Genomic DNA, 22,585 nt, shown 5'->3' on the forward strand with positions numbered 1-22,585 from the left:
GCTCAGCGGTAGGACAAACGCCGGAAGGACACGGCGGCGCAGGCGAATCCGACCGCCGCGATGGCCAGGCACCACAGCACCGCCGCCGGCGCCCGATCGGCGGCGGTGCCGTCCAGTAGCGCGCGCACGGTGTCGACCACCGGGGTCGCGGGCTGCCGGTCGGCGATAGCGCGCAGCCAGCCCGGCATGGTGCGGGTCGGCACGAACGCGCTGCTGACATACGGAATGAACGTGATGGCGTAGGTGAGCCCGCCCGCCGCCTCCGGATTGTTCGCCGCCATGCCCAGCGCCACCGCGACGGCCGTGATCGCGACCACGAACAGCGCGATCAGCGCGGCCGCGCCCAGCCAGCCCAGCGGCCCCGAACCCGGCCGATAACCCAGTGCCACCGCGGCACCCACCGCGATGGCGATGGCCGCCATGGTGCGCACGAGGCCCTCGCTCAGATGCCCCGCCGACAGTGCCTGCCGGAACATGGGCAGCGTCCGGAAGCGGTCCATACTGCCCCGCGTCATATCGGTGCACACGCTGGTCGCGGTGATCGACGCGCCGAAACCCGTGCACAGCAGCATGATTCCCGGCACCACATAGTTCAGGTACGAGCCGCCGACCTCGATCGCGCCACCGAACACGTAGGTGAACAGCAGCATCATCAGAATCGGCATGGTCAGCGAGATGACCAGCGTGTCCGTGCTGCGCAGGGTCCGGCGGGCGCAGCGGCGGAACATGACCAGGGTGTCGGGGACGAAATGGCGTACCGCCGTGAGCATCGGAGCGGTCACCGGGCGGCGGCCTCGATGAGATCCGCGGTGTGCTCGGCCACCCCGGTGGTCCGCAGGGTCGCCGCGAAGCCCTCGACCCGCTGCCGGGTGCGCGCGTTCAGCAGCGGCGCCAGCGCGCCCGCCAGCCGGTCGGCGGTCATGGCGGTGAACGGAAGATGCGCGCCCACACCGAGTTTCTTCACCTGCCCGCCCCACATGGGCTGCTCGAACGACACCGAGCACACCACCGTGGGCAGTCCGGCCCGCAGGCTTTCGAACAGGGTGCCGATGCCGCCGTGGTGCACGGCGGCCGCACAGTGCGGGAAGATCAGGTCGTAGGCGAAATTGCCGACCAGCTTGATCCGGTCGCCCGTCACGGTGTTCGCGACATCCAGGTCGCTCCAACCGGCATGCACCAGGGCACGGACCCCGAGCCGGGTGGACACCTGCTCCACCATGGCGAACACGGCCGCGGCATCGCGAATCGGCATGCTGCCGAAGCCGAAGAACACCGGCGGCTCGCCCGCCTCGACCCAGGACAGAATGTCGTCGTGGCTGCCCGACAGTTCGCCGACCGCCGCGCGGGTGGCCTGATCCAGGGTCAGGAAGCCGGTGAAGGGGCGGCGGTCGTCCCACTGTTCCGGCAGGTTCGGCACCAGGGCAGGATCGTAGATCTGGATTTCGGGCACCCGCGCCCGCGCCAGGGCTGCGGCCGGGCTGGTGTACGACTTCGGCAGCCCGAGCACGCCGCGCAGCTCGTTGAGGTACCGCAGGAACACCACGCGGCGCAGGTTCTCGGCCAGCAGCCAGGTGGCCCGATTGACCGGGGCGGGCGGATTCCAGTGTGCGGGAAGCAGACCGGGGAACGGGTAGGCGCTGTTCATGCGCGCCGGGTAGTAGTGCAGGCTGACCAGCGGCACGCCCATGGCCTCCGCGATCGAGGACGCCCGGTCCTCGGTGACGGTGCTGGCCACGATCAGATCGGCCTTCGCGCACACGTCGATGACCTCACGGTTCATCCGCTCGCCGTACTCGGCCATCTGCTTACCGACCAGCTGCATCAGTCGCAGCGTATTGCCCGCGGCCAGCGCGCGCTGGCCCTCGTCGGAGCTGTAGAGCCGCTGCACGTCCGGTCCGCAGCCCTGCGCGGGAAGGCCTGCGGCGGTGACGAATTCGACCAGATTCGGCGGCGCGCCGATCAGCACCTCATGGCCGCGGCGCTGCAATTCGACGCCCAGGCCCACGATCGGGTGCACATCGCCCCGGGTTCCGGTCAGCGGTATCGCGATGCGCATGCGGCCTCTCTCGGCGTGGGGACGGGATCCCTTGACCCTGGGGTGTTCTGCGGGCCGGCGTCCAGACGTAGGAAATGTGGGCATTTCACTGAGGGGCGGCGCTGCGTAGGGTTGCGCTGATGCACATCGCCATGTTCGTGGACTACCATCCGGCCTCGCTCGGCGGGGTGCAGACCGCCGTCACCGGGCTGCGCCGCGGACTCGAACGCGCCGGGCACCGGGTCACCGTGTTCACCGTGCCCGATCCGGCGGCCACGCCCGATCCGGATGTCGTTGCGCTGCAACCGCTGCCGGTTCCGGCCGTGAACGGATTCGCGGTCGTCGCGCCGACCCGGCGCAATGCCGCGCTCATCGACGCCGAATTCGCCGCTCGTGGACCGATCGATATCGTGCACACCCAGAGCACCTACGGCGTCGCCATCGCGGGTATGAAAGCGGCACGGCGGCACCGGATTCCGCTCGTGCACACCGCGCAGAGCCGCGACGACGCCTTCATCGAGCACACCTCGCCCGCGCCCTACGCCACCGCGCTGGCGCTGCGCGGGTTGCACGGCCGCTGGGTGCCGCACGAGCATCACATGCCGCACCGGGCCGGTGAATCGGCCGCCGCCCGGCACGCCTGGTGGACGATCAGCGGGCAGGCCCAGGCCGCCGACCAGGTGATCGCGCCGACCCGGCACTTCGCCGACCTGCTGCTCGCGCACGGGCTCACCCGCCCGATCACCGTGGTGTCCAACGGCGTCGACGACGCGCTGCTCGACGCGCGCACCGCCGTGACGCGCCCCGCGGACGGGCCGCTGCGGCTGGTGTGGTGCGGGCGGCTGTCGGGGGAGAAGCGGCTGCTGGAAGCCATCGAAGCGGTGCGGCGCACCGACAACTGCGTGCTCGACATCTACGGCGAGGGCGACCTGCACGGCGCGGCCGTCGGGCGCGTCGTGGAACGGCGGCTCGGGGAACGAATCCGGTTGCACGGCAGGGTGAGCCAGGCCGCGTGCCTCGACGCCATGGCCGCGGCCGACGCACTGCTGTTCCCCTCCAATGGATTCGACACCCAGGGCATGGTGCTGCTCGAGGCCACCGCCGTCGGACTGCCCGTGGTGTACTGCGATCCCGATCTCGCCGAATCGGTGCCCGCGGGCATCCGGTCGGCGGATCCGTCGGTCGAGGCGCTGAGCGAGACCCTCGCCAAGCTGGCGGCGGACCGCTCGGTGCTCGCCGACCTGCGCGCGCAACTGGTCGGACAGGTCGACACCGTGCGCCAATCGCACCAGATCGCACGGGTATTGGAGGTCTACCGGGACGCCGGTGCCGGGTTGGCCGCCGCGCCGCCGCCCGTCATGCCGCGGAGCCTGGCGGACATCCCCACCGCCCCGGGCAGCGTGCCGGTGCTCGGGCACAGTCTGCGCGCGCTCACCGACGCACCCGGCTTCGTGACCTCGCTGCCCGCGCTCGGGCCGATCGTGCGCGTGCACTTCGGCCGCCAGACCGGCTACGTGCTGACCACCCCGGACCTGCTGCGCGAGGTCAATCTCAGCGACGCCGAGTTCGAGCGGGAGGACCTGCGCGAGGCCATCGACGATATCGCGGGCGGAGCGGTCAATGTGCTGCGCGGGCCCGAACACCGGTTGCGCCGCCGCATGATCTCGCCCGCCCTGCGGCAGAGCAGGTTGGCCGAATATGCCGAAGCCGCAGCCGATATCGCCAATGCCTGGGCCGCCGCACTGCCGGTCGGTCAGCGGGTGAATCTCATGGACGAGGCGCACGGACTGGTGCTCGACACCGTGTCGGCGACCCTGTTCACGGCCGACTTCGGTGACAGTGCGCGCCGCGAGATCCGCGACAGTGTGCCGTGGCTGCTCAGCCAGGTCATCGTGCGCACCGCACTGCCGCCGCAGCTGCGCAGGTTGCGGCTCATCGCGAACTACCGGTGGCGCAGCAAGTCCCGGCACCTGCGCGCCGCCGTGGGGGCGGTGGTGAGCGAATACCGAAGGCGCGACGAGGACTTCAACGATGTGGTGTCGGCGCTCATCCGGCACACCGACAGCGAGACCGGGGCGCGGCTGTCCGACGACCACATCATCGACGAGGCCATCCTCATGCTCGCCGGCGGCGTCGGATCCATGGCGTCGCTGACCGGGTGGCTGTGGCACGAGGTCAGCCTGCGACCGGCCATCGCCGAACGCCTGTACGCGGAACTGGACGCTGTGGTCGGCACCGGTGACGTGCGGCCCGAACACCTGGCCGCCATGCCGTACCTGAAACAGGTCGTTTCCGAGACCATTCGATTCTGGGGACCGTGGATCAGCGCCGCCAACGCCAGCGCCGACCTGACCGTCGGGGACGTCACCATTCCGGCGGGGGCCGCGATCATGTTCAGCCCCTACATGGTTCAGCACGACCCGCGCTGGTTCACCCACCCCGAATCCTTCGATCCGGAACGCTGGTCCGCCGAGAACGCCGCCGACACCGCCAAGAAGGCGATGATCTCCTTCGGCGTCGGCCGCCGCCGCTGCCTCGGCGACCACTTCGCCATGCTCGAAATCGCGCTGGCCTCCGCGGCACTGCTGTCGCGCTGGCGGATCACCCCGGTGCCGGGACACCGGGTGCGGGCCTCCAACCGGGATTTCGTGCTCTCGCCGTCGGCGCTGCCGGTCACCCTGCGGGCCCGCTGATCCGGGCGAGTACTACAGCAGCACCGGCAGCTCGTGCAGCCCGTGCATGAGGGTGCTCGGATGCCAGGCGAGCGCCTCCGCGGCGGGTGACAGGCGCAGGTCCGGGAACCGGGACAGCAATGCGGCGAAGGCGACCCGCGCTTCCAGGCGGGCGAGCGGGGCGCCGACACAGAAGTGGATACCGTGGCCGAAGGCCAGATGGCCGGTGGTGTCGCGGGCGGGATCCAGGGCGTCGGGGGCCGGATAGCGGTCGGCGTCGCGGTTGGCGGCGGCCAATGCGACGAAGACGAATTCGCCCTCGGGGATGTCCGTGCCCGCGATGGTGACGGGTTCGGCCGTGTGCCGGATGGTGCTCATGTTCACCGGGCCGTCGAAGCGCAGGAATTCCTCCACCGCAGCGGGAATCGCCTCGGGGTCGGCGCGCAGGGCCTGCAGCTGCGCCGGATTGCGGAGCAGGGCGAGGGTGCCGTTGGCGATCAGATTGACGGTGGTGTCGTGCCCGGCGACCAGCAGCAGGAAGGCCATGCCGACCTGCTCGGACTCGGTGAGGGCATCGCCGTCGTCGGCGGGGACGGCCAGTGCGGACAGCAGATCGGCGGCGGGTTCCACTGCCTTCGCCCGCACCAGCTGGGTCAGATAGGCCGCCATGGCCTCCGACGCGCGGGCCCGGTCCTCGTCCAGGCCCGCGACCGCGACCAGCGCCCGGGTCCACTCCTGGAAGTCCGCGCGATCGCCGAGCGGCACACCGAGCAGCTCGCAGATCACCGTGATCGGCAGCGGCTCGGCGAATTCGCGCAGCAAATCCACCTCGGAGCGGCCCTCCAGGGCATCCAGCAGCGAGCCGGTGATCTCCTCGATACGCGGGCCCAGCGCGGCCACCCGGCGCGGGGTGAAAGCCCGGGTCACCAGCTTCCGCAGCCGGGTGTGGCCGGGCGGATCGGTATTGAGCATATTGGTCAGCAGCGCCAGCGAATTCGGATCCGACTGCGGCACACCGCGTTTGCGGCTGAGCAGCGCGTCGTTGACCGCGGCCGTCTTCTGCAGGCGTGGATCGGAGAGTGCGGCCCGGCCCGCGGCGTAGTCGAGGACGACCCAGCGGATCACGCCGTCGGGGAACCGGACTTGCCGCACCGGCCCGTGCTCGCGCCAGCGCCGGTAGTGGGCGTGCGGATCGGCGAAGAACTCCGGGCCGATGGATTCGATCCGGTCCGGGGCTTCGATATCGGCCATACCGCGACCCTAGCCGATGGAATCGATTGCGGCGAACGGCAATTCGTCTGGATGTAAAAGATTCTGTACATGGAGTCGTGTTTTCTTTACACTGGGTGCATGCCCTACGAGGAGAAGCGAACCTGGATCCTGGGTGTCGCGGCCGTGGTCTCGTACGTGATCTATCTGATCGTCGTGCTGGCGCGTGCGCGGCACACGGCGGTGGTGGACGTGGCCTATGTCGTGCCACTGCTGTGGACGGTCGGCGGGTCCATCGTGGTCTCGATCGTGGCCAGCATCGCCGTCGCCATCGGGTCACGAGATCGGGACCGCCGGGATCAACGCGACCGTGAAATCGATATGCGTGGAACGCAGGCCGGCAATGCCTTCGTCGTGCTCGGCGCGGTCACCGCGCTGGTGCTGGCCATGGCCAACGGCGACCGGTTCTGGATCGCCAATGCGATCTACCTGGGCTTCACGCTCTCCGCGGTGGTGGGCGCGGTCGCCAAGCTCGTCGCCTACCGGCGGGGGACCTGGCCATGGTGAAGCCGACCAGGGTCACCAACAACATTCGCGCGCTGCGCTTCTCGCACGGCGAGATGACACAGGCCGAACTGGCGGATCGGCTCGGGGTGACCCGGCAGACCGTCAATGCCATCGAACAGGGCAAGTACTCGCCATCGCTGGAGATGGCGTTCCAGATCGCCCGGGTGTTCCGTGCACCACTGGACGAGATCTTCGAGTATCCGGAAGAAGACCAGCCATGAAGGCTATTGCGCAGGACGCGTACGGCACCGTCGACGTGTTGTCCTACACCGACATTCCCACGCCCGACGTCGGACAGGACGGCGTGCTCGTCCGCGTGCGCGCCGCGGGCGTGGATCCCAGCGTCTGGCATTTCATGACCGGCGAGCCGCGGATCGCCCGGCTGGCACTCGGGCTGCGCGCGCCCCGGGAACGGGTCCGCGGCTGGGATGTCGCGGGCGTCGTCGAGGCGGTCGGGCCGCAGGTGACCGAATTCCGGCCCGGTGATGAGGTTTTCGGCACCGTCCCCGGGTCCTACGCCGAATTCGCCTGCGCCCCTGCCATCAAACTTCAGCGCAAACCCGTCAACTCGAGCTTCGAACAAGCCGCGGCACTGCCGATCTCCGGCATGACCGCCCTCACCGGCCTGCGCGACGCGGGCCGCATCGAGGCCGGACAGCGCGTGCTGATCATCGGTGCGTCCGGCGGTGTCGGCCACCTCGCGGTCCAGCTCGCCAAGCACTACGGCACCGAGGTCACCGGCGTCTGCTCGGGCGCGTCCACCGCCTTCGTCACCGACCTCGGCGCCGACCACGTCATCGACTACACCACCGAGACCCTCACCGGCCATTACGATCTCATCCTCGACATGGCCGGGAACCGCCCCCTCCCACTGCTGCGCTCCCTCCTCACCGCCACCGGCACCCTGGTCCTCGGCGGCGGCGAAGGCGGCGGCCGCTGGTTCGGCGGCCTCGGCCGCTCCGTCCGCGCCCAACTCCTCTCACCCTTCACCCGCCACCGCCTGCGCTCCCTCCTGGCCCTCCCCAAACCCGAAACCCTGTGCACCCTGGCCGAACTCGCCACCGCAGGCGCGCTGACACCGCGCATCGACCGAACCTTCGCCCTCCCCGAAGCCACTGCCGCCATCACCTACCTGGCTACCGGACACCCCACGGGCAAGTCCGTGATCGTGGTCAGCTGACGCGGAGACGCGCGAACCCCCGAGGGTTCCGGGAGCTATATGGGTCGGCGCAACGGTGAATCAAGGCTGCAGCTGGGTGCCGAAGATGTCGTTGCCGAGTCGGTGAGCGGCAGGCAGATCGAGGACGGTGCCGTCGAGGTGGGGATGGGCGTCGGACCAGTGTTCGGCGGTGTCGCGGTCGGTGAAGAAGTTGAGGTCGTTGCAGCAGGAGTCGGCGGAGGGGCCCTCGCCTGCTCGGGCGCCGAGGAAGACGACCGTGGTGGGCGGGTGGGCGATGAGTTCGCCTGCGTGGATGGTTATTTCGATGGGGTCGGCGGTCGTCGGGTCCGTCGAAGTGATGACGGCATCGGTGCCGAGCATCGCGGGCATGCCGAGTGCGTCGACGGCGCACATCGCGTAAACCGTTGCGCCATCGGTGATTCGAACGCGGTGCGGGGTCGGCGACGTCGAGAACGGATACGCCGAGGCGATAGCGCCGGTGGCATCGAGACGGATCACGTCCGCTTCATGCAGGCGAGCCAGGACCGATGCGGCGGAGACGTCGAATCGCGTGGCGATGCGGGTCAGTTCCGCTGCACTCGGTGCTCGGCCCGTGGCGGCGAAACCGCGCAGAACAGCCTGGTGGATGGCCTTTTCGGCGGGGTCCGCCGGTTGCGCGGCACTTCGCCACGTCGTGAGTCCGGACGCGGGGGAGCCCACGGTGTCCGAGGGGGCGCAGCAGTCGCCGACAGCCCGGGAGTCCTCCGGCGTATCGATCGGCTCGAGCCGCAGAGCCGCGCGGAGAGCGCCGACCGACGGGGCGCGGTCCATACCGCCGGACTCGGAGCGGTACAGGCGGCACGAGACGCTCGGGACCTGGCCCGGCACAGCGAACGGGTCGACCCCGTCGACCAGCAGCGTGGGTGACCCGGTCATGCCCGCCGCGGCCGCTTCATCCGGGTCGTCGACGACGTGGTGCGTGATCTCGAGGACGATCGGATGGCCCGCCGCCGCCTGCCGGATGCGATCCTCCAGCACCGCCACATTCGGGCAGTCCGGAACCTGCAGAATCTCGAGCTTCACGACCGATCTCCCTTCTCGTGCAAGGTCTCCAGCAATGAGCAGCAGCGGTCCTCGCGCGGGCGCTCGCAGGTCGCCACCAGCTCGGCCAGCGATCGCCGCATACGTTGCAGGTCGGCGATGCGCTCGGCGAGCAGCGCCATCCTCGACTCGGCCAGCTCCCGCGCCGTGTCACAGTCCTCGGGGCCGCCCGCGGCGAGCTGCAGCAGCACCTCGACCTCGCCCAGGCTGAACCCGTGATCCTGCGCCCGCTTGACGAATCGGACCGTCGCCACCGCGTCCGCGGGATACGCGCGATACCCGCCCGCCGAACGCGGCGGCTCCGCCAGCAGACCTCGCCGCTCGTAATACCGCAGGGTCTGCACGTTCACGCCCGCGCGGGCGGCCACCTCACTGCTGCGCATACCGCCATTCTCGACCCTGTACCCGGGTACAGAGTCAAGGGCGAGCCGCGGCTGCCGGGATCCGCGCGGAGCGGGCGGCAGCCGGGCTGGACCGAATTCGCTACGCCGAGGCGGGAACCGGGGACTTCGCGAAGGCGAGGAGGTCGCGGGTCAGGCGTTCCGGGTGGGTCAGGTAGAGGCCGTGGGGGGCGTTTTCGTAGATGACGAGCTCGCTGTCCGGGACGAGGGCGGCTTGGCGGCGGCCGCCGAAATCGAGTGAGATCGAGGCGTCGGAGTCGCCGTGGATGATCAATGTCGGGACGGTGATGGTGCGCATCTCGGCGCGGAAGTCCGTTTCGACCACTGCGCGGTTGCATTCGATGGTCGCCCACATCGATGTCCCCGCAATGGATTGCAGGACGCGGTCGCGGGCGATCGCGGAGACCTCGCAGCCGGGCAGGCCGGCGCCGATGTAGGGGTCGGCATTGTCGGTGAGCCAGCGGTCCTGATGGTGGTGCCAGGAATCACGGAGGGCATCGGCGGCCGCGCGCGGTGCGCCGTCCGGGTTGTCGTCGGTGGCCAGCAGGAACGGCAGCGCGGCCGCCACCAGCGCGATGCGATCCACCCGGGCGCTGCCGTGGCGGGTCAGATAACGGACGATCTCGCCGCCGCCCATGGAATGGCCGACCAGCAGGAGATCACGCAGGTCCAGGTGATCGATCAGGTCGGCGACATCATCGGCGAGGGTGTCGTAGTCATAGCCGTGCCCCGGATCATCGGAGCGGCCGTGGCCGCGGCGGTCCAGGGCGATGGTGCGGAAACCGCGTCCGGCCAGATCGGCCATCACACCGCGCGGTTCGGTGCTGTCCATCCCGGCCGCCGCCAGGAACAGCACCGGGCGGCCGGTGCCCCAATCGCGGTAGAACAGCGAGGTGCCGGTGCGGGTTTCGACGAAAGGCATTGCGGTGTCTCCTCATTCGATGGTCGGACGGGGTCCGTTCGGAACGAGGAGGACAGTATGTCGGGTTCACTGACATCTAGTGTCAGTGGATTCGGGCAGAATTTTCGATATGCGCGCCAGCCGTCTCATGTCGATCCTGTTGCTGTTGCAGACACGCGACCGGGTCACCGCCCAGGAGATCGCCGGCCAGCTGGAAGTCTCGATCCGCACCGTCTACCGCGACATGGAATCCCTCTCCGCCGCCGGCATCCCCGTCTACGGCGATCCGGGCCACGACGGCGGCTACCGTCTCCTGGACGGCTTCCGCGCGAAACTCGAGCTGCTGACCACCGACGAGGCCGGATCCCTGTTCTTCGCCGGACTCCCCAGCGCCGCAGCCGATCTCGGACTCGGTGCGATCGTCACCGCCGCCAACCTGAAGGTCATGTCCGCCCTGCCCCCGGAACTCCGCGACCGGGCGGGCCGCGTCGCCGAACGCTTCCACCTCGACGCCCCCGGCTGGTACAGCGAAGCCGAGCCGACGCCCCACCTCACCATCGTCGCCGACGCCGTCTGGAACGAACGCGCCCTGCGCTTCACCTACATCCGCTGGGCCACACCACATCTGGTCACCCGCACCACCGAGCCGCTCGGCCTGGTCCTCAAATCCGGCAACTGGTACCTCGTGGGCCACACCGCCACCGACCTGCGCACCTACCGCATCTCCCGGATCATGGAACTCGAGGTCCTCCCCGACCCCGTATCCCGCCCACCCGACTTCGACCTCGCCGCCTACTGGGTCACCTACCTGGAATCCTTCGACCAACGCCGCCACCACCATTCGGCCCTGATCCGCCTCACCGCCGAAACCTTCGAACGGCTACCGGAACTCCTGGACCCCGCCACCGCGCAGGCAGCGCGCGACTCGGCCACCGACCCCACCTCCACCGGCCACCGCGACATCCGCCTTCCCATCGAATCCACCGACCGCGCCATCCCCGACCTGCTCCGCCTCGGCGCCGGTGCGGAAGTCCTCGCCCCCGACGACCTCCGCCACCGCATCGCCACCGAAACCGCCGCCATGGCCAGCCACTACGTATAGGACGGCCAGTTCGACAACGTCTGGTGCAGCGCTTCGACGATGTGCGGCCAGGAGTCGTCGGGGGAGCGTGAGTGGGCGAATCCGCCGGCCGACTCGAGCATGGCGAATCCGTGAAAAGTACTGCGCAGCAGGCGAGCCGCGTCCAGCCCCTCGGATTCCCCCAATCCGTACCCGCGCAGCAACGCCGCCGTCAGCTCGACACTGCGCAGCAGCGCCGGCTCACCCGCCACCTCGGCCGGATCCATCCGAATCTGCGTGGCCGCATAGCGTTCCGGATACTCGAGCACATAGGACCGATACGCGTCGGCGAACGCCACCAACGCCTCCCTCCCCGAACGGCCGAGAACAGCCGCCCCGATCCGCTCGTTCAGCTCCCCACTGGCCAGCAGCGCCACCCGCACCCGCAGATCCTGCAACCCCCGCACATGCACATACAAACTCGGATCCTTCACCCCCACCCGCTTGGCCAGCGCCGACAGCGTGAGCTTCTCGAACCCGATCTCATCGACCAGTTCAGCCGCCGCCCCGACCACCCGCTCCGTCGTCAACCCAACCCGCGGAGACATCCGCCCTCCTTCCTACGCCCACTAAGCCAAAACCTAGCATCCATAGGGGCAGTCGAAATCGGTCCGGCGGCTCGCTGTTTCCATCGGGGTGCTTCGGCCGTCCTGTCGCGGAGACGTCAGGAAAAGTCGGTCAAGCGGGAGAGCGGGAAGGAGATCGGGAACGGGTCGGAGACCTCGAGGACGTCCGCTTCCTCGAGAATGATCGGTTCTCCGTAGGAGGAGCCGTCGAGGCGTCGGATCTGGATGCGTGGACGTGGGTCGAAATCGACGAGCCAGTACTGAGCGATTCCGGTCCGAGCGTATTCGATCACCTTGCGGCCGCGGTCTTCTCGTTCGCTGCCCGAACCGCGTGGCACGATCTCGATCGCCACCTGGACGTCACCGCCGGGGACCAGGGAAAGTCCGAGATCGTAGGCGGTACGCGCAGCAGCCGCGCTCACGATGGCGACATCGGGCTTCCGCGCGCCTGACGGCGTGGAAATATCCATCGGGGCTTGGACATAAACGTCAGCTCCGAAGTCCTCGGCCGCACGTTCCAGGATGCGAGTCAAGAGCTTTGCGAGGTGGTCGTCGCGAAAACTTGGCGACAATTCGATCAGCCAGCCATCGACGAGTTCGTGTGCCTTGCCCTCATCGGGCAGGCCGTGCAGATCTTCGACCGTGTACGGCCCGTAGCCGTACCCGTCCTCGATGGCGGCACTCACCGGCTCCTGTCCTTTCGTCAGGGAACTTCCGCCAGTCTAAGGCGAATCCCCGATCGACAATTGTCGACCGGGGATTCGGTTCATGAGGTGGAGCGGATGGGTCCTACACGGACTTGTTGAAGGCCTTGGCCTCGCGGCGGCGGCGGTGCAGGATGGGCTCGGTGTAGCCGTTGGGCTGCTTGGTGCCCTCGAGAACCAGTTCCTTCGCGGCCTGGAAGGCGATGGAGGCGTTGAAGTCCGGGGCCATGGGGAAGTACGACGAGTCGCCGGCGTTCTGGCGGTCGACGACGGGGGCCATGCGCTCGAGGGAGGCGATGACATCGGCCTCGGTGACGATGCCGTGCCGCAGCCAGTTGGCCATCAGCTGGCTGGAGATGCGCAGGGTGGCGCGGTCCTCCATGAGGCCGATGTCCTTGATGTCGGGCACCTTCGAGCAGCCGACGCCCTGGTCGATCCAGCGCACCACGTAGCCGAGGATGCCCTGCGAGTTGTTGTCCAGCTCCTGCTGGATCTCCTCGGCGGACCAGTCGGTGTTCGGGGCGAGCGGGATCTCGAGGATCTCGTCGACGGTGGCGCGCGGGCCGCCCTTGGCGATCTCGGCCTGCCGCTTGAACACGTCCACCAGGTGGTAGTGGGTGGCGTGCAGGGTGGCGGCGGTGGGCGAGGGCACCCAGGCGGTGTTGGCGCCGGACTTCGGGTGGCCGATCTTCTGGACCAGCATCTCGGCCATCAGATCGGGCATGGCCCACATGCCCTTACCGATCTGCGCCTTGCCGGGCAGGCCGGTGGCCAGGCCGGTGTCGACGTTCCAGTCCTCGTAGGACTTGATCCACTGCTGGGCCTTCATCTCGCCCTTGCGGACCATCGGCCCAGCCTCCATGGAAGTGTGGATCTCGTCGCCGGTGCGGTCCAGGAAGCCGGTGTTGATGAAGACCACGCGGTCCTTGGCGGCGAAGATGGACGCCTTCAGGTTCACCGTGGTGCGGCGCTCCTCGTCCATGATGCCGACCTTGAGGGTGTTGACCGGCAGGCCCACGACCTCTTCGATGCGGCCGAACAGCTCGTTGGTGAAGGCCACCTCGTCCGGGCCGTGCATCTTCGGCTTCACGATGTAGATCGAGCCGGTGCGGGTGTTCTTCAGCCGGGTCTCGCCATTAAGGGCGTGCTTGGCGATCAGGACGGTGATCAGGCCGTCCATGATGCCCTCGGGCACCTCGTTGCCGGCCGCGTCGATGATCGCGTCGGAGGTCATCAGGTGACCCACGTTGCGCACGAACAGCAGCGAACGGCCGTGCAGCACAAGCTCGCTGCCGTCGAGGGCGGTGTACACGCGGTCTGGGTTCATGGTGCGGGTGAAGGTCTTGCCGACCTTCGACACCTGCTCGGCCAGATCGCCCTTCATCAGGCCCAGCCAGTTGTGGTAGCAGAGGACCTTGTCCTCGGCGTCCACGGCGGCGACCGAGTCCTCGAAGTCCATGATCGTGGTGACCGCGGACTCCAGCACCACGTCCTTGACGCCCGCGGTGTCGGTGGATCCGATCGGGGAGGCCGGGTCGATCTGGATCTCGATGTGCAGGCCGTTGTGCTTCAACAGCACCGAGGTCGGGTTGGCCGGGTCGCCCAGGTAACCCACCAGCGCGTCGTTGTCGGCCAGGCCGATCTCGGTGCCGTCCTCGAGGCCGACCACGAGCTCGCCGTCCTCGATCGAGTACTTGGTGGAGCCGACGTGCGAGCCGGTGATCAGCGGCACGGCGTCGTCGAGGAAGTTGCGGGCCCACTCGATGACCTTGTCACCGCGGACCTTGTTGTAGCCCGAACCCTTCTCCGCGCCATTGGCCTCGGAGATGGCGTCGGTGCCGTACAGGGCGTCGTACAGCGAGCCCCAGCGCGCGTTCGCGGCATTGATGGCGAAGCGGGCGTTCATCACCGGCACGACCAGCTGCGGTCCCGCCTGGGTGGCGATTTCGGCGTCCACGTTCTCGGTACCGATCTGGAAGTCGGCCGGTTCGGGACGGAGATAGCCGATCTCGGTGAGGAACTGCTTGTAGGCAGCCTTGTCGTAGCCTGCGCCCGGGTTCGCGCGGTGCCACTCGTCGATCTTGGCTTGGATGTCGTCGCGTTCCGCCAGCAGTGCGCGGTTGCGGGGAGCGAGGTCATTGATGACGGCCTCGGCACCCGACCAGAACGCGGCGGAATCAACACCGGTGCCGGGAAGAGCCTCGTTCTCCACGAAATCGTGGAGCACCTTGGCAACCTGCAGCCCGCCGACCTGAATCCGCTCTGTCATCTACTGCCTCATTTCGAGAAGCCGGGTGGAAAAAGTACGGGCGTCATATTACTCGCGGTTACCGGGCGGTATTTCACGGCCTCGGGGTTGGGGCCTCGAACGATGGGGGTTGATTGTATCGATCGGTACATTTAATGTACTGGTTGGAACATTTTCCGGCCGCTCGGAGCGAAGGTGCGATTCATGGGAAAACCCTTGTCCGGCAAGGTCTCTGTGGTAACCGGCGGCAGTCGCGGGCTCGGGCGCGAGATGGTGCTGGCGCTCGCGGCGGCCGGATCCGATGTCGTCATCGCCAGCCGCAAGCTCGGGGCGTGTGAGGAACTAGCCTCCGGCGTGCGCGCGCAGACCGGGCAGCGGGCGCTGGCGGTGGCCTGCAATGTGGGCGACTGGGAGCAGTGCGAGACGCTCGCCGAGGCCGCCTACGCCGAGTTCGGGACGGTCGACGTACTGGTCAACAATGCCGGGATGTCCCTGCTCTATCCCAGCTTGGACCAGGTTTCCGAGGCCATGTTCGACAAGGTGATCGCCACCAATCTGAAGGGGCCCTTCCGGCTCTCGGCGCTCATCGGCACCCGCATGGCCGCGGCGGGCGGCGGATCGATCGTGAATATATCTTCGATCGAGGCCGCGCATCCCGAAGCGCTGGCGGTGCCCTACGCCGCCGCGAAGGCCGGTCTCGAGGCCCTGACCGTGGGGTTGGCGCACACCCACGGGCCGTCGGTGCGGGTGAACACGATCCGCTGCGGCCCCTTCGACACCGATATCGCGAAGGCGTGGCCGCCGCAGATGCGCGCCGAACTGGCCCGGCACACCGCCCTCGGCCGGATCGGGGCGCCCGCCGACATCGCGGGGGCGGTGCTGTTCCTCGCCTCCGACGCCTCCGCCTACTGCACCGGCGCGACCCTGGCCCTGGACGGTGGATTCCGATGACCGCCGCCGTCCCGGCCCGCCGCCGCGGCCGCCCGCCCGCGTCGGCGAGCGGACCGGGGGAGACCCGGGAGCGGATCGTGCGCGCGGCGCTGGAACTGTTCGCGGAGCAGGGTTTCCACGGCACCGGCGTCGCCGAGATCGGGGAACGGGCCGATGTGCAGCGCGGGGCGCTGTACTACCACATCGGATCCAAGGAGGAGCTGCTGTGGCAGATCCTCGCCGACTACACCCGGCTCATGCTGGCCGAGGCCGAGCAGATCGCGAACGGCCCCGACTATCCGATCACCAAGCTGCGCAAGCTGATCCACAGCCACGTCCGGCTGATCATCGACAATCGCCGGGCCGTGGCCATCCAGCTGCGCGACGTCACCGCGCTGACCGGCGAACGGGCGCGGGAGCTGCAGGAGCTGCGCGACCGCCTGCAAGCGCTGTGGCAGCAGGTCATCGACGCCGGCCGGGCCGCGGGCGTGCTGCGCACCGACGACCACGTGGTCACCAACGGCGTGCTGGGCATGCTCAATTCGGTGACCTTCTGGTACCGGCCCGGCGGGCAGCACACCCCCGACGAGATCGCCGACATTCTCTGCACCACCGTCCTGGATGGACTCATCCAACCGCGTAAGAGCACGAAAGGCTGATCATGGCTTGGGATTTCGAGACGGATCCGGAATATCAGAAGAAACTGGACTGGGTCGCGGAGTTCGTCAGGACCGAGGTGGAACCTCTGGACCTGCTCTACCCCAACCCCTACGACCGTCGGAACCCGGAGATCCGGGCGCTCATGAAACCGTTGCAGGAGAAGGTGAAACAGCAGCAGCTGTGGGCCTGCCACCTGGGACCCGAGCTGGGCGGCCCGGGCTACGGGCAGCTGAAGCTGGCGCTGCTCAACGAGATGCTGGGCACGTCCCTGTGGGCCCCGCTCGTCTTCGGCTGCCAGGCACCGGATTCCGGCAACGCCGAGATCCTGGCCCACTTCGGCACGCCCGAGCAGAAGGCGAAATACCTGCAGCCGCTGCTCGATGGCGAGATCGGCTCGTGCTACGTCATGACCGAGCCCACCGGCGGTTCGGACCCGACGGCCTTCCGGACCCGCGCGGTGCGCGAGGGCGAAGAGTGGGTCATCAACGGCGAGAAGTGGTTCAACTCCGCCGCCGAGTTCGCCGCCTTCCACATCGTCATGGCGGTGACCGATCCGGACGCGCCGCCGCATCAGCGGCTGTCGATGTTCATCGTGCCCGCTGACGCCCCCGGTCTCGAGATCGTGCGGAACTTCACCGTCCCCGGTTTCAGCGAGCACGAGGCCCACCTGCGTTTCACCGACGTGCGCATTCCGGCGGACGCGCTGCTGGGTGCGGAGGGCCTCGGCTTCGTCGTGGCCCAGACCCGCCTGGGCGGCGGCCGCGTCCACCACGCCATGCGCACGGTCGCGCTGGTGCGCAAGGCCTTCGACATGATGTGCGAGCGGGCGGTGTCGCGGCCGATGGGCAAGGGCGTGCTCGGCGGCAAACAGCTGACCCAGGAGAAGATCGCCGAATCCTGGATCGAGATGGAGCAGTTCCGGCTGCTGGTGCTGCGCACCGCGTGGCGCATCGACAAGGAACAGGACTACCGCAAGGTCCGCCACGACATCGCCGCGATCAAGGTGGCCATGCCCAAGGTCATGCACGACATCGCCCAGCGTGCCATGCATCTGCACGGTGCCATCGGCGTCAGCACCGATCTGCCGTTCCTCGACATGATGAACTACGCCCAGGTGATGGCCATCGCCGACGGGCCGACCGAGGTGCACAAGATCACCCTGGCGAAGGAGGTCCTGAAGACCTACGCGCCCGCAGATCCGGTCTACCCCAGCGGTTTCCGGCCCGCCCTGCGCGAACAGGCGCGTCAGCTGGTGGCCGACCGGCTCGAACACGCCGTCGGAAACCTCTGACCCGCCTGATCCAATAGCCCACGGACAAGGGGTGATCCGGTGACTCTTGTCCGCGTACTGCTCGGCGATCAGGGTGCCGGCGCGGGTTCGTCGATGGTCTTGACGTAGTCGTCCACGTAGGTGGAGAGGATCTGCTCGACACTGAGCAGAAACTTGGTGGCGTTCGCGGCGGTGGGGCCACCGGTGTAATCGCCCGCGCCGGCGACGAAGCGCCAGCCTTCGGAGAGCAGCAACTGCTGGGTGCGCCGGTTGGTCGCCACCCGCTGGTCGGCGTGGAAGATGGCGGCGCTGCCGGTGGCCACCACGGCCACCCCGCCGGCGAAAGCGGTGGCAGCGCGGATGAGCGAGCCCTCGAATCCGGCCAGGCCCGTCACCACAGCGCTGGCGACAATCGCGATGAAGCGGAGAATCTGCCCCCAGCTGCGGAATCGGCCGGTGAGGCGGCCGGTGTCGGTGACCTCGCGGGCGTAGGTGCTGGTCCAGAAATCGTGGAACGCGGGGCCGACGACATTCCAGTCGATGACCGCTGTCATGGCGTCGGTTTGGGCCTGGGGCGACGAAGATCCTGCCACCCGGTCAGTGTGGCACGCGAACCGTTGCCGCGCTCAGCGGTTGCGGCGAGTCCGCCTCGCGGCCAACGGCATCGGCGGCGCGGCGCGCCCGGCGCGTCGGCTCAGCCCTGGCGCGGTTCGATCCAGAGCGCTTCGGACAGGGCGCACAGTTCGCCGTCGGCGGTCGAGAGCGCCACGCCGACCGTATGTTTGCGGTCGTCGCGCGCCACCACCCAGGCGTGCGAAATGTAGTCGGCCCCGGCGTACATCGGTCGCAGCTGTTGTGAGGTCATGGCGGCGGTGAACGCGCCGCTGCCCATTCGCGAGAAGACGAACGCGGCGCGGCCGCCCGGGCAGTCGAGCGCCGACCAGACCACCTCGGGCGGGAGCTCCCCGGACTCGTCGGCCAGCCCGGCGTCGGGGGTCCAGGCGGCGGCCATCATCTGCTCGCCGGGCAGCTCCGACGGGAACAGCAGCAGCCCGCGGCCCGGCTCGCAGGCCAGCCCGCAGCCGTAGCAGTCGGTGACCGTCCGGTCGCCCGACAACCCCAGTTCGACAGCGGATTTCGCCGCTGTCCAGGAGGGCGCGGGCCGCGGATCGAGGGTGAGCGCCGCGGGCGCGGCCTCGACCAGCAGGGTGTCGTCGGTGGCGGTGAAGGCGACGCGGCCGTCGCCGGGACGCGAGAGCAGGATCGGGGTGCCGACCGTGACGGCGCGCCGGAAGTCGACGCGCACGGTGTCGGCGCCGGACTGGGCGGCCAGCAGGCCCGCGAGGTAGCCGCCGAACGCGATCTCCGGATAACCGTGGATATGCGTCGGAATGGTGAGCGCCTCGGCCCGAGTCATGCTGACAGTCAACCTCTCCCGGCCGGTCGGCCGATCATCCCTTGACCATACCCACGGCAGGCCGGGGCGCAGCCGGTGAAATTTCCCACTCTCGGTGAGAGCGATGACGAGGCCGGGCATCGGCCGGAACAGCCGAGGTTCGGGCGGGGATCACCGGGGCCGGCCGGCTGCGGCGGAGCGGCCGGGTTAGCGGCGCTTGCGCTCGCGGACCAGGTGGGAACGCAAGCGGGAGAAGCCCTTGACCCGCACGCTGCGCAGACGGCGGATCGTCAGCTCATCGTCGCCGTCGAGTTCGGCCGCCGCGCCGTCGTCGACCAGGACCGTGCCGGGGCGGGCCACACCGGTGAGCCGGGCGGCCACATTGACGACCGTGCCGTAGAGGTCGCCGAAGCGGGTCAGGACCGGTCCGTAGGCCAGGCCCACCCGGATCTCGGGCATCTCCGGAATCGTCTGGGCCGCACGGGTGATCGCCGTATTGAGGTCCAGCCCGATGCGGGCGCCGGCGCGGGCGTCCCCGGCGGCGAACATCACCTCGTCACCGACATTCTTGATCACCCAGCCGCCGTGCGCGGTGATCACCTCGGTGGTCGTGGACTCGAAGGTCTCCAGCAGTTCGGTCAGCTCGTCGGGGTCGAGGTGGCGGGACAGGCGGGTGTAGCCGACCATGTCGGCGAAGCCGACCAGCAGGTGGCGGGTGGCTCCGCCCGAGGCGAGCGAGCGGGTGAGCGCCGCGGCCATGTGCCGTTGCCAGGCGTAGTCCTGCAATTCGGCGAGGACCGCGATGGCCTGTTCGGTGGTCTCCCGGCCCGCCTCGGGCCGCCCGGCGCCGGCCGCGATCCGGCCGCCGATCTCGCGGGTGATCAGATCCGCCTGCCACTCGGCGAGCCGTGCCATCGCCTGACCCAGCGTGCGGGCGGCGGCGATCTGATTCTGCTCGTTCGCGATCGAGGCCTGGTCCAGGCTGATGAAGGCGCGAATCGCGGCGACATCGTTGTCGGTGAACGCCACCTCGTCGTCGCTGGCCGCGGCCGGAAAACCCAGCGCCACCCAGAGCTTGCGGGCCCGGTCGGCGGGTACGCCGGACAGCTCGGCCACCTGCGCGCGGGTGTACCGGCGCGGGCCGCCGAGCAACGACCGTTCGACCACCGCGTCGACCGCCTCGGTCAGGCCACCAGATTCGATCATGCCGCCAGTACAGCACATCGGGTGACGGAGAAAGGGGGTCCCGCGACAGCGTCCGATTCCGCCAGTCGAGCGATGAAGACTCCAAAACCGTTGCGGCCGTGGGCGACAGGCAACACCTCGCTTCCGCACCTCAGGACAGGGGCTGGGCGTCGCGCTGCGCGAGCATGATCGTCATCAGCCCCGATTCCTGCGACTGGGCCGTGATCATGCCCCGCGCGGCCTCCTTCACCGGGCCCGACGCGAGCAGCCGATCGGCCGCCTGCGCCATGGCCACGCCGCCGCGGTGGTGGCGCAGCATGAGCTGCAGGAACAGGACCTCGGCGGCCTTGCCGCGGGCGGCGGCCAGCGAGTCGAGTTCGGCCTGGGTGGCCATGCCGGGCATGGACGTGCCGTTCGTACTGGTCATGGCCGGCATCGAATGGTCGTGCGCGGCAGCCGCATCCGCCGTCATCCACGCCATCGGATGGGTGGAGTCCGGCGAGGCGTTGGCCAGGCGCAGCCAGCCGAGCATGGTGCCGATCTCCATCCGCTGGGCATCGGCGATCTGCTGGGCCAGCCGGCGCACCGTGGGATCCACCCCGGAATCCAAGCGCTGCACCATGATCAGCGCCTGCTCGTGATGGGCGGTCATGTCCTGGCTGAAGCCGATCTCGACCCGGCTGAGCACCGGTGGCGCGGGACGGCTCTCGGGAATCAGCAGTGGGCGCAGCAGCATCCCGGCCGCCAGCAGGGCGAGGCCGAGCACTGTGATCGCCACCGGCCGCCGGACCCGAGCGCCCGGGCGAGCCGTCACGATCCCACCACGGACTGCTGGTCGGCGGGCGGGGTGTACACGTCGTCGGCGAGCTGCAACACCATGAAGCCGTTGTCATTGCAGGTGGCCCACAACTGGTTGCCGTGCCACTCCGGCGGGGAGAAGCACCAGTCGGTGGACAGGTCACCGAAGGCGACCATGCCGGACCGCGACGAGAGCGCCTTGTTCGGATCGAACTTGCCCTCCAGCACCGCCCGCGCCGCCGACGGCAACTCCATCACCGGGACGCCGATGAGCGAGGCCAGGGCGTGCGGGGAGTTCCACAGCTCCAGGTTCCGGCCCTTGCGGGCGGGCGGATTGAAGTACGCGATCTCCTTGGCATGGAACGGATCCCGCACATCGAACACCCGGATGCCGGATTCCTCCCAGCCGCACGCCAGCGCGGTCGGATTCTCCGGCCGATCGGCGGCACAGTAGTGGGCGTCGTAGGAGAAGACCGAGCCGCCCACGGCCGAGGCCAGCATCGAATCCTGATGCTCGGGCAGGTTGATCTCCAGCTTGATCTTGGCCGCGACCGTCGGGTTGGTCTCGTCGGAGATATCGATGAGTTTCACCCCGCCCGCGCCGCCCTCGTCCACGGTGAACAGGTACGGCTTGCCGTCATAGGTGACCGGAATGCTGTGCTGGGTCGCCCAGCCGTCGGTCCAGAACACCCGTCCCAGATGGTTGACCTGCGGGTTCGGATCCCGGCGCTGCACCGCGCTGATGTCCAGCACGGTGAAACCGGCCAGTGCGGACAGGTACATGCGATTGCCGTCCGGGCTGATCCCGAAGCCGTGCGCCTCGATGCCGGTGAGGCCCTGCCAGATCACGTGCGGATTCGCCGGGTCGGTCAGGTCGACCGCGCTGACGAAACCGGGCGCGATGCCCGAGGCCCAGTAGGTCCGGCCGTCCGGGGAGAACCCGCCCTCGTGGGTCGTGATCGGCAGCGGCATCAGCAGATTCGTGCCCGCACCGGTATTGAGCAGCCGCGGGTGGGCGCAGTCGGAGATGTCGTAGACCGACAGGAACCCGGCGCCCTCCCCGACCGGAACGCCGGTGCCCACCAGCAGCTTTCGCTCGGCATTGACCTTGAGCGATTCCCACGTGCCGGCGAGCATGGCGGGCTCGGTGAGGCTTCCGGTCACCACCGGGTTCGCCGGATCCGATACATCCAGCACCTGCACACCCTGCGCGGGCCCGAGAACATTGCCCGGGAACATCGACCCGGTGTAGGAGCAGTGGTCGTAGGTCGCCGAGGTGATCCCCGCGCCCCTGCCCACATAGCCGCCGACGAACGACAGATTGCAGCGATACCCCAGCGTGCTGCGCCCGCTGTTGCGATCCTCGGCCGGAACATCGCCCTGCAGACCGGTTTCCGGCAGCGCGTCGTCCCCGCAGTCCGCCCGCGGCACCGAGGTCCGTCCGACATCCAGGAACTGCTGCACCTGATTCGCGATGTCGGATTGCAGATCCGCCGTCGCGCCCTGCATCGGCAGCAGGGCCGCCCCCAGCAGCGTCACCGCCAGCACCGCCGCCGGCTTGGACCGGCGCACGCCTGTGAACCGCATCATTGCGGTTACCCCCGTCTTCTTCCGAAACGTCCGTATCGTGACCGGTGGCACAGACAGCTATGCAATGTGGTCA

22 protein-coding genes are annotated in these 22,585 nt (G+C 68.9%); 8 read left to right on the forward strand and 14 right to left on the reverse strand.

Features of this window, described 5'->3' with window-relative positions; genetic code table 11:
- Positions 1–2: 2 nt before the first annotated feature.
- Together ACFXN1_RS30055 and ACFXN1_RS30060 are read right to left on the reverse strand one after the other, a co-directional pair.
- Positions 3–782, reverse strand: coding sequence for an ABC transporter permease (locus ACFXN1_RS30055; protein WP_379443876.1), 780 nt, complete (start codon positions 780–782; stop codon positions 3–5).
- Positions 779–2,056: a glycosyltransferase gene (locus ACFXN1_RS30060; RefSeq protein WP_379443878.1), complete on the reverse strand. Its 1,278-nt coding sequence runs from the start codon at positions 2,054–2,056 to the stop codon at positions 779–781. Before ACFXN1_RS30060 ends, ACFXN1_RS30055 begins: the two co-directional genes overlap by 4 nt.
- 119 nt (positions 2,057–2,175) lie before the next feature.
- Here ACFXN1_RS30060 and ACFXN1_RS30065 point away from each other — a divergent pair, with 119 nt between their 5' ends.
- Positions 2,176–4,728 carry a cytochrome P450 gene (locus tag ACFXN1_RS30065; protein WP_379443880.1) on the forward strand — a complete coding sequence of 851 codons (2,553 nt, stop codon included), beginning with the start codon at positions 2,176–2,178 and terminating at the stop codon, positions 4,726–4,728.
- A gap of 12 nt (positions 4,729–4,740) precedes the next feature.
- On the opposite strand, the gene ACFXN1_RS30070 is transcribed toward ACFXN1_RS30065, so the two are convergent.
- Complete coding sequence (locus ACFXN1_RS30070; protein WP_379402022.1) at positions 4,741–5,958, reverse strand: cytochrome P450; 1,218 nt, start codon at positions 5,956–5,958, stop codon at positions 4,741–4,743.
- Positions 5,959–6,057: 99 nt separating this feature from the next.
- Here ACFXN1_RS30070 and ACFXN1_RS30075 point away from each other — a divergent pair, with 99 nt between their 5' ends.
- Genes ACFXN1_RS30075 through ACFXN1_RS30085 form a run of 3 tightly spaced genes read left to right on the forward strand, consistent with a single transcriptional unit; the run spans position 6,058 to position 7,663 of the window.
- Entirely contained in the window at positions 6,058–6,483 is a 426-nt protein-coding gene (locus tag ACFXN1_RS30075) for a hypothetical protein (RefSeq protein ID WP_379443882.1), read from the forward strand.
- On the forward strand, positions 6,477–6,704 hold the full coding sequence (locus ACFXN1_RS30080) for a helix-turn-helix transcriptional regulator (RefSeq protein ID WP_040857236.1): 228 nt from the start codon (positions 6,477–6,479) through the stop codon (positions 6,702–6,704). The genes ACFXN1_RS30075 and ACFXN1_RS30080 overlap by 7 nt, the downstream gene beginning before the upstream one ends.
- Entirely contained in the window at positions 6,701–7,663 is a 963-nt protein-coding gene (locus ACFXN1_RS30085) for an NAD(P)-dependent alcohol dehydrogenase (protein ID WP_379443884.1), read from the forward strand. Before ACFXN1_RS30080 ends, ACFXN1_RS30085 begins: the two co-directional genes overlap by 4 nt.
- Positions 7,664–7,723: 60 nt before the next feature.
- On the opposite strand, the gene merB is transcribed toward ACFXN1_RS30085, so the two are convergent.
- From merB to ACFXN1_RS30100, 3 genes are all read right to left on the reverse strand, one after another.
- On the reverse strand, positions 7,724–8,725 hold the full coding sequence (gene merB / locus ACFXN1_RS30090) for an organomercurial lyase (RefSeq protein WP_379443886.1): 1,002 nt from the start codon (positions 8,723–8,725) through the stop codon (positions 7,724–7,726).
- Entirely contained in the window at positions 8,722–9,126 is a 405-nt protein-coding gene (locus ACFXN1_RS30095) for a MerR family transcriptional regulator (protein WP_379443887.1), read from the reverse strand. The genes merB and ACFXN1_RS30095 overlap by 4 nt, the downstream gene beginning before the upstream one ends.
- Before the next feature lie 100 nt (positions 9,127–9,226).
- A complete protein-coding gene (locus ACFXN1_RS30100; protein WP_379443889.1) occupies positions 9,227–10,066 on the reverse strand; it encodes an alpha/beta fold hydrolase in 840 nt (279 codons plus the stop codon).
- 109 nt (positions 10,067–10,175) lie between these two features.
- On the opposite strand from ACFXN1_RS30100, the gene ACFXN1_RS30105 reads away from it, so the two are divergent.
- Positions 10,176–11,147 (forward strand): helix-turn-helix transcriptional regulator, encoded by a 972-nt coding sequence (locus ACFXN1_RS30105; RefSeq protein WP_379443891.1) that lies wholly within the window; start codon positions 10,176–10,178, stop codon positions 11,145–11,147.
- Here ACFXN1_RS30105 and ACFXN1_RS30110 read toward each other — a convergent pair.
- The 3 genes from ACFXN1_RS30110 to ACFXN1_RS30120 all read right to left on the reverse strand — a co-directional run bounded on the left by ACFXN1_RS30110 (position 11,138) and on the right by ACFXN1_RS30120 (position 14,704).
- Positions 11,138–11,713 (reverse strand): TetR/AcrR family transcriptional regulator, encoded by a 576-nt coding sequence (locus ACFXN1_RS30110; RefSeq protein WP_379443893.1) that lies wholly within the window; start codon positions 11,711–11,713, stop codon positions 11,138–11,140. The genes ACFXN1_RS30105 and ACFXN1_RS30110 overlap by 10 nt on opposite strands.
- Positions 11,714–11,829: 116 nt before the next feature.
- On the reverse strand, positions 11,830–12,417 hold the full coding sequence (locus ACFXN1_RS30115) for a Uma2 family endonuclease (protein WP_379463722.1): 588 nt from the start codon (positions 12,415–12,417) through the stop codon (positions 11,830–11,832).
- 103 nt (positions 12,418–12,520) lie between these two features.
- A complete protein-coding gene (locus ACFXN1_RS30120) occupies positions 12,521–14,704 on the reverse strand; it encodes a malate synthase G (protein ID WP_379444752.1) in 2,184 nt (727 codons plus the stop codon).
- A 183-nt stretch (positions 14,705–14,887) separates the two neighbouring features.
- Between ACFXN1_RS30120 and ACFXN1_RS30125 the strand changes: the two genes are divergently transcribed.
- From ACFXN1_RS30125 to ACFXN1_RS30135, 3 genes are read left to right on the forward strand one after another with little or no spacing between them, the layout of a single operon-like run.
- Positions 14,888–15,634, forward strand: a complete 747-nt coding sequence (locus tag ACFXN1_RS30125) for an SDR family NAD(P)-dependent oxidoreductase (RefSeq protein WP_379444750.1) — start codon at positions 14,888–14,890, stop codon at positions 15,632–15,634.
- Positions 15,631–16,272 carry a TetR/AcrR family transcriptional regulator gene (locus ACFXN1_RS30130; protein ID WP_379444749.1) on the forward strand — a complete coding sequence of 214 codons (642 nt, stop codon included), beginning with the start codon at positions 15,631–15,633 and terminating at the stop codon, positions 16,270–16,272. Before ACFXN1_RS30125 ends, ACFXN1_RS30130 begins: the two co-directional genes overlap by 4 nt.
- 2 nt (positions 16,273–16,274) lie before the next feature.
- Complete coding sequence (locus ACFXN1_RS30135) at positions 16,275–17,564, forward strand: acyl-CoA dehydrogenase family protein (RefSeq protein WP_379402010.1); 1,290 nt, start codon at positions 16,275–16,277, stop codon at positions 17,562–17,564.
- 68 nt (positions 17,565–17,632) lie between these two features.
- Here ACFXN1_RS30135 and ACFXN1_RS30140 read toward each other — a convergent pair whose 3' ends face one another.
- The 5 genes from ACFXN1_RS30140 to ACFXN1_RS30160 form a co-directional block, all read right to left on the reverse strand.
- The gene (locus ACFXN1_RS30140; protein ID WP_379444747.1) at positions 17,633–18,136 is read right to left on the reverse strand and encodes a DUF4231 domain-containing protein; all 504 of its coding nucleotides are present in this window, start codon (positions 18,134–18,136) and stop codon (positions 17,633–17,635) included.
- Positions 18,137–18,237: 101 nt separating this feature from the next.
- Entirely contained in the window at positions 18,238–18,960 is a 723-nt protein-coding gene (locus tag ACFXN1_RS30145) for a PaaI family thioesterase (protein ID WP_379444745.1), read from the reverse strand.
- Positions 18,961–19,146: 186 nt separating this feature from the next.
- Entirely contained in the window at positions 19,147–20,145 is a 999-nt protein-coding gene (locus ACFXN1_RS30150) for an adenylate/guanylate cyclase domain-containing protein (protein WP_379444744.1), read from the reverse strand.
- A gap of 130 nt (positions 20,146–20,275) precedes the next feature.
- Positions 20,276–20,860: a DUF305 domain-containing protein gene (locus ACFXN1_RS30155; protein WP_379444756.1), complete on the reverse strand. Its 585-nt coding sequence runs from the start codon at positions 20,858–20,860 to the stop codon at positions 20,276–20,278.
- Positions 20,861–20,934: 74 nt separating this feature from the next.
- Positions 20,935–22,512: an LVIVD repeat-containing protein gene (locus ACFXN1_RS30160; RefSeq protein ID WP_379444742.1), complete on the reverse strand. Its 1,578-nt coding sequence runs from the start codon at positions 22,510–22,512 to the stop codon at positions 20,935–20,937.
- Positions 22,513–22,585: the final 73 nt, after the last annotated feature.

The sequence above is a fragment of the Nocardia sp. NPDC059154 genome, assembly GCF_042755705.1.
Taxonomy (GTDB): Bacteria; Actinomycetota; Actinomycetes; order Mycobacteriales; family Mycobacteriaceae; genus Nocardia.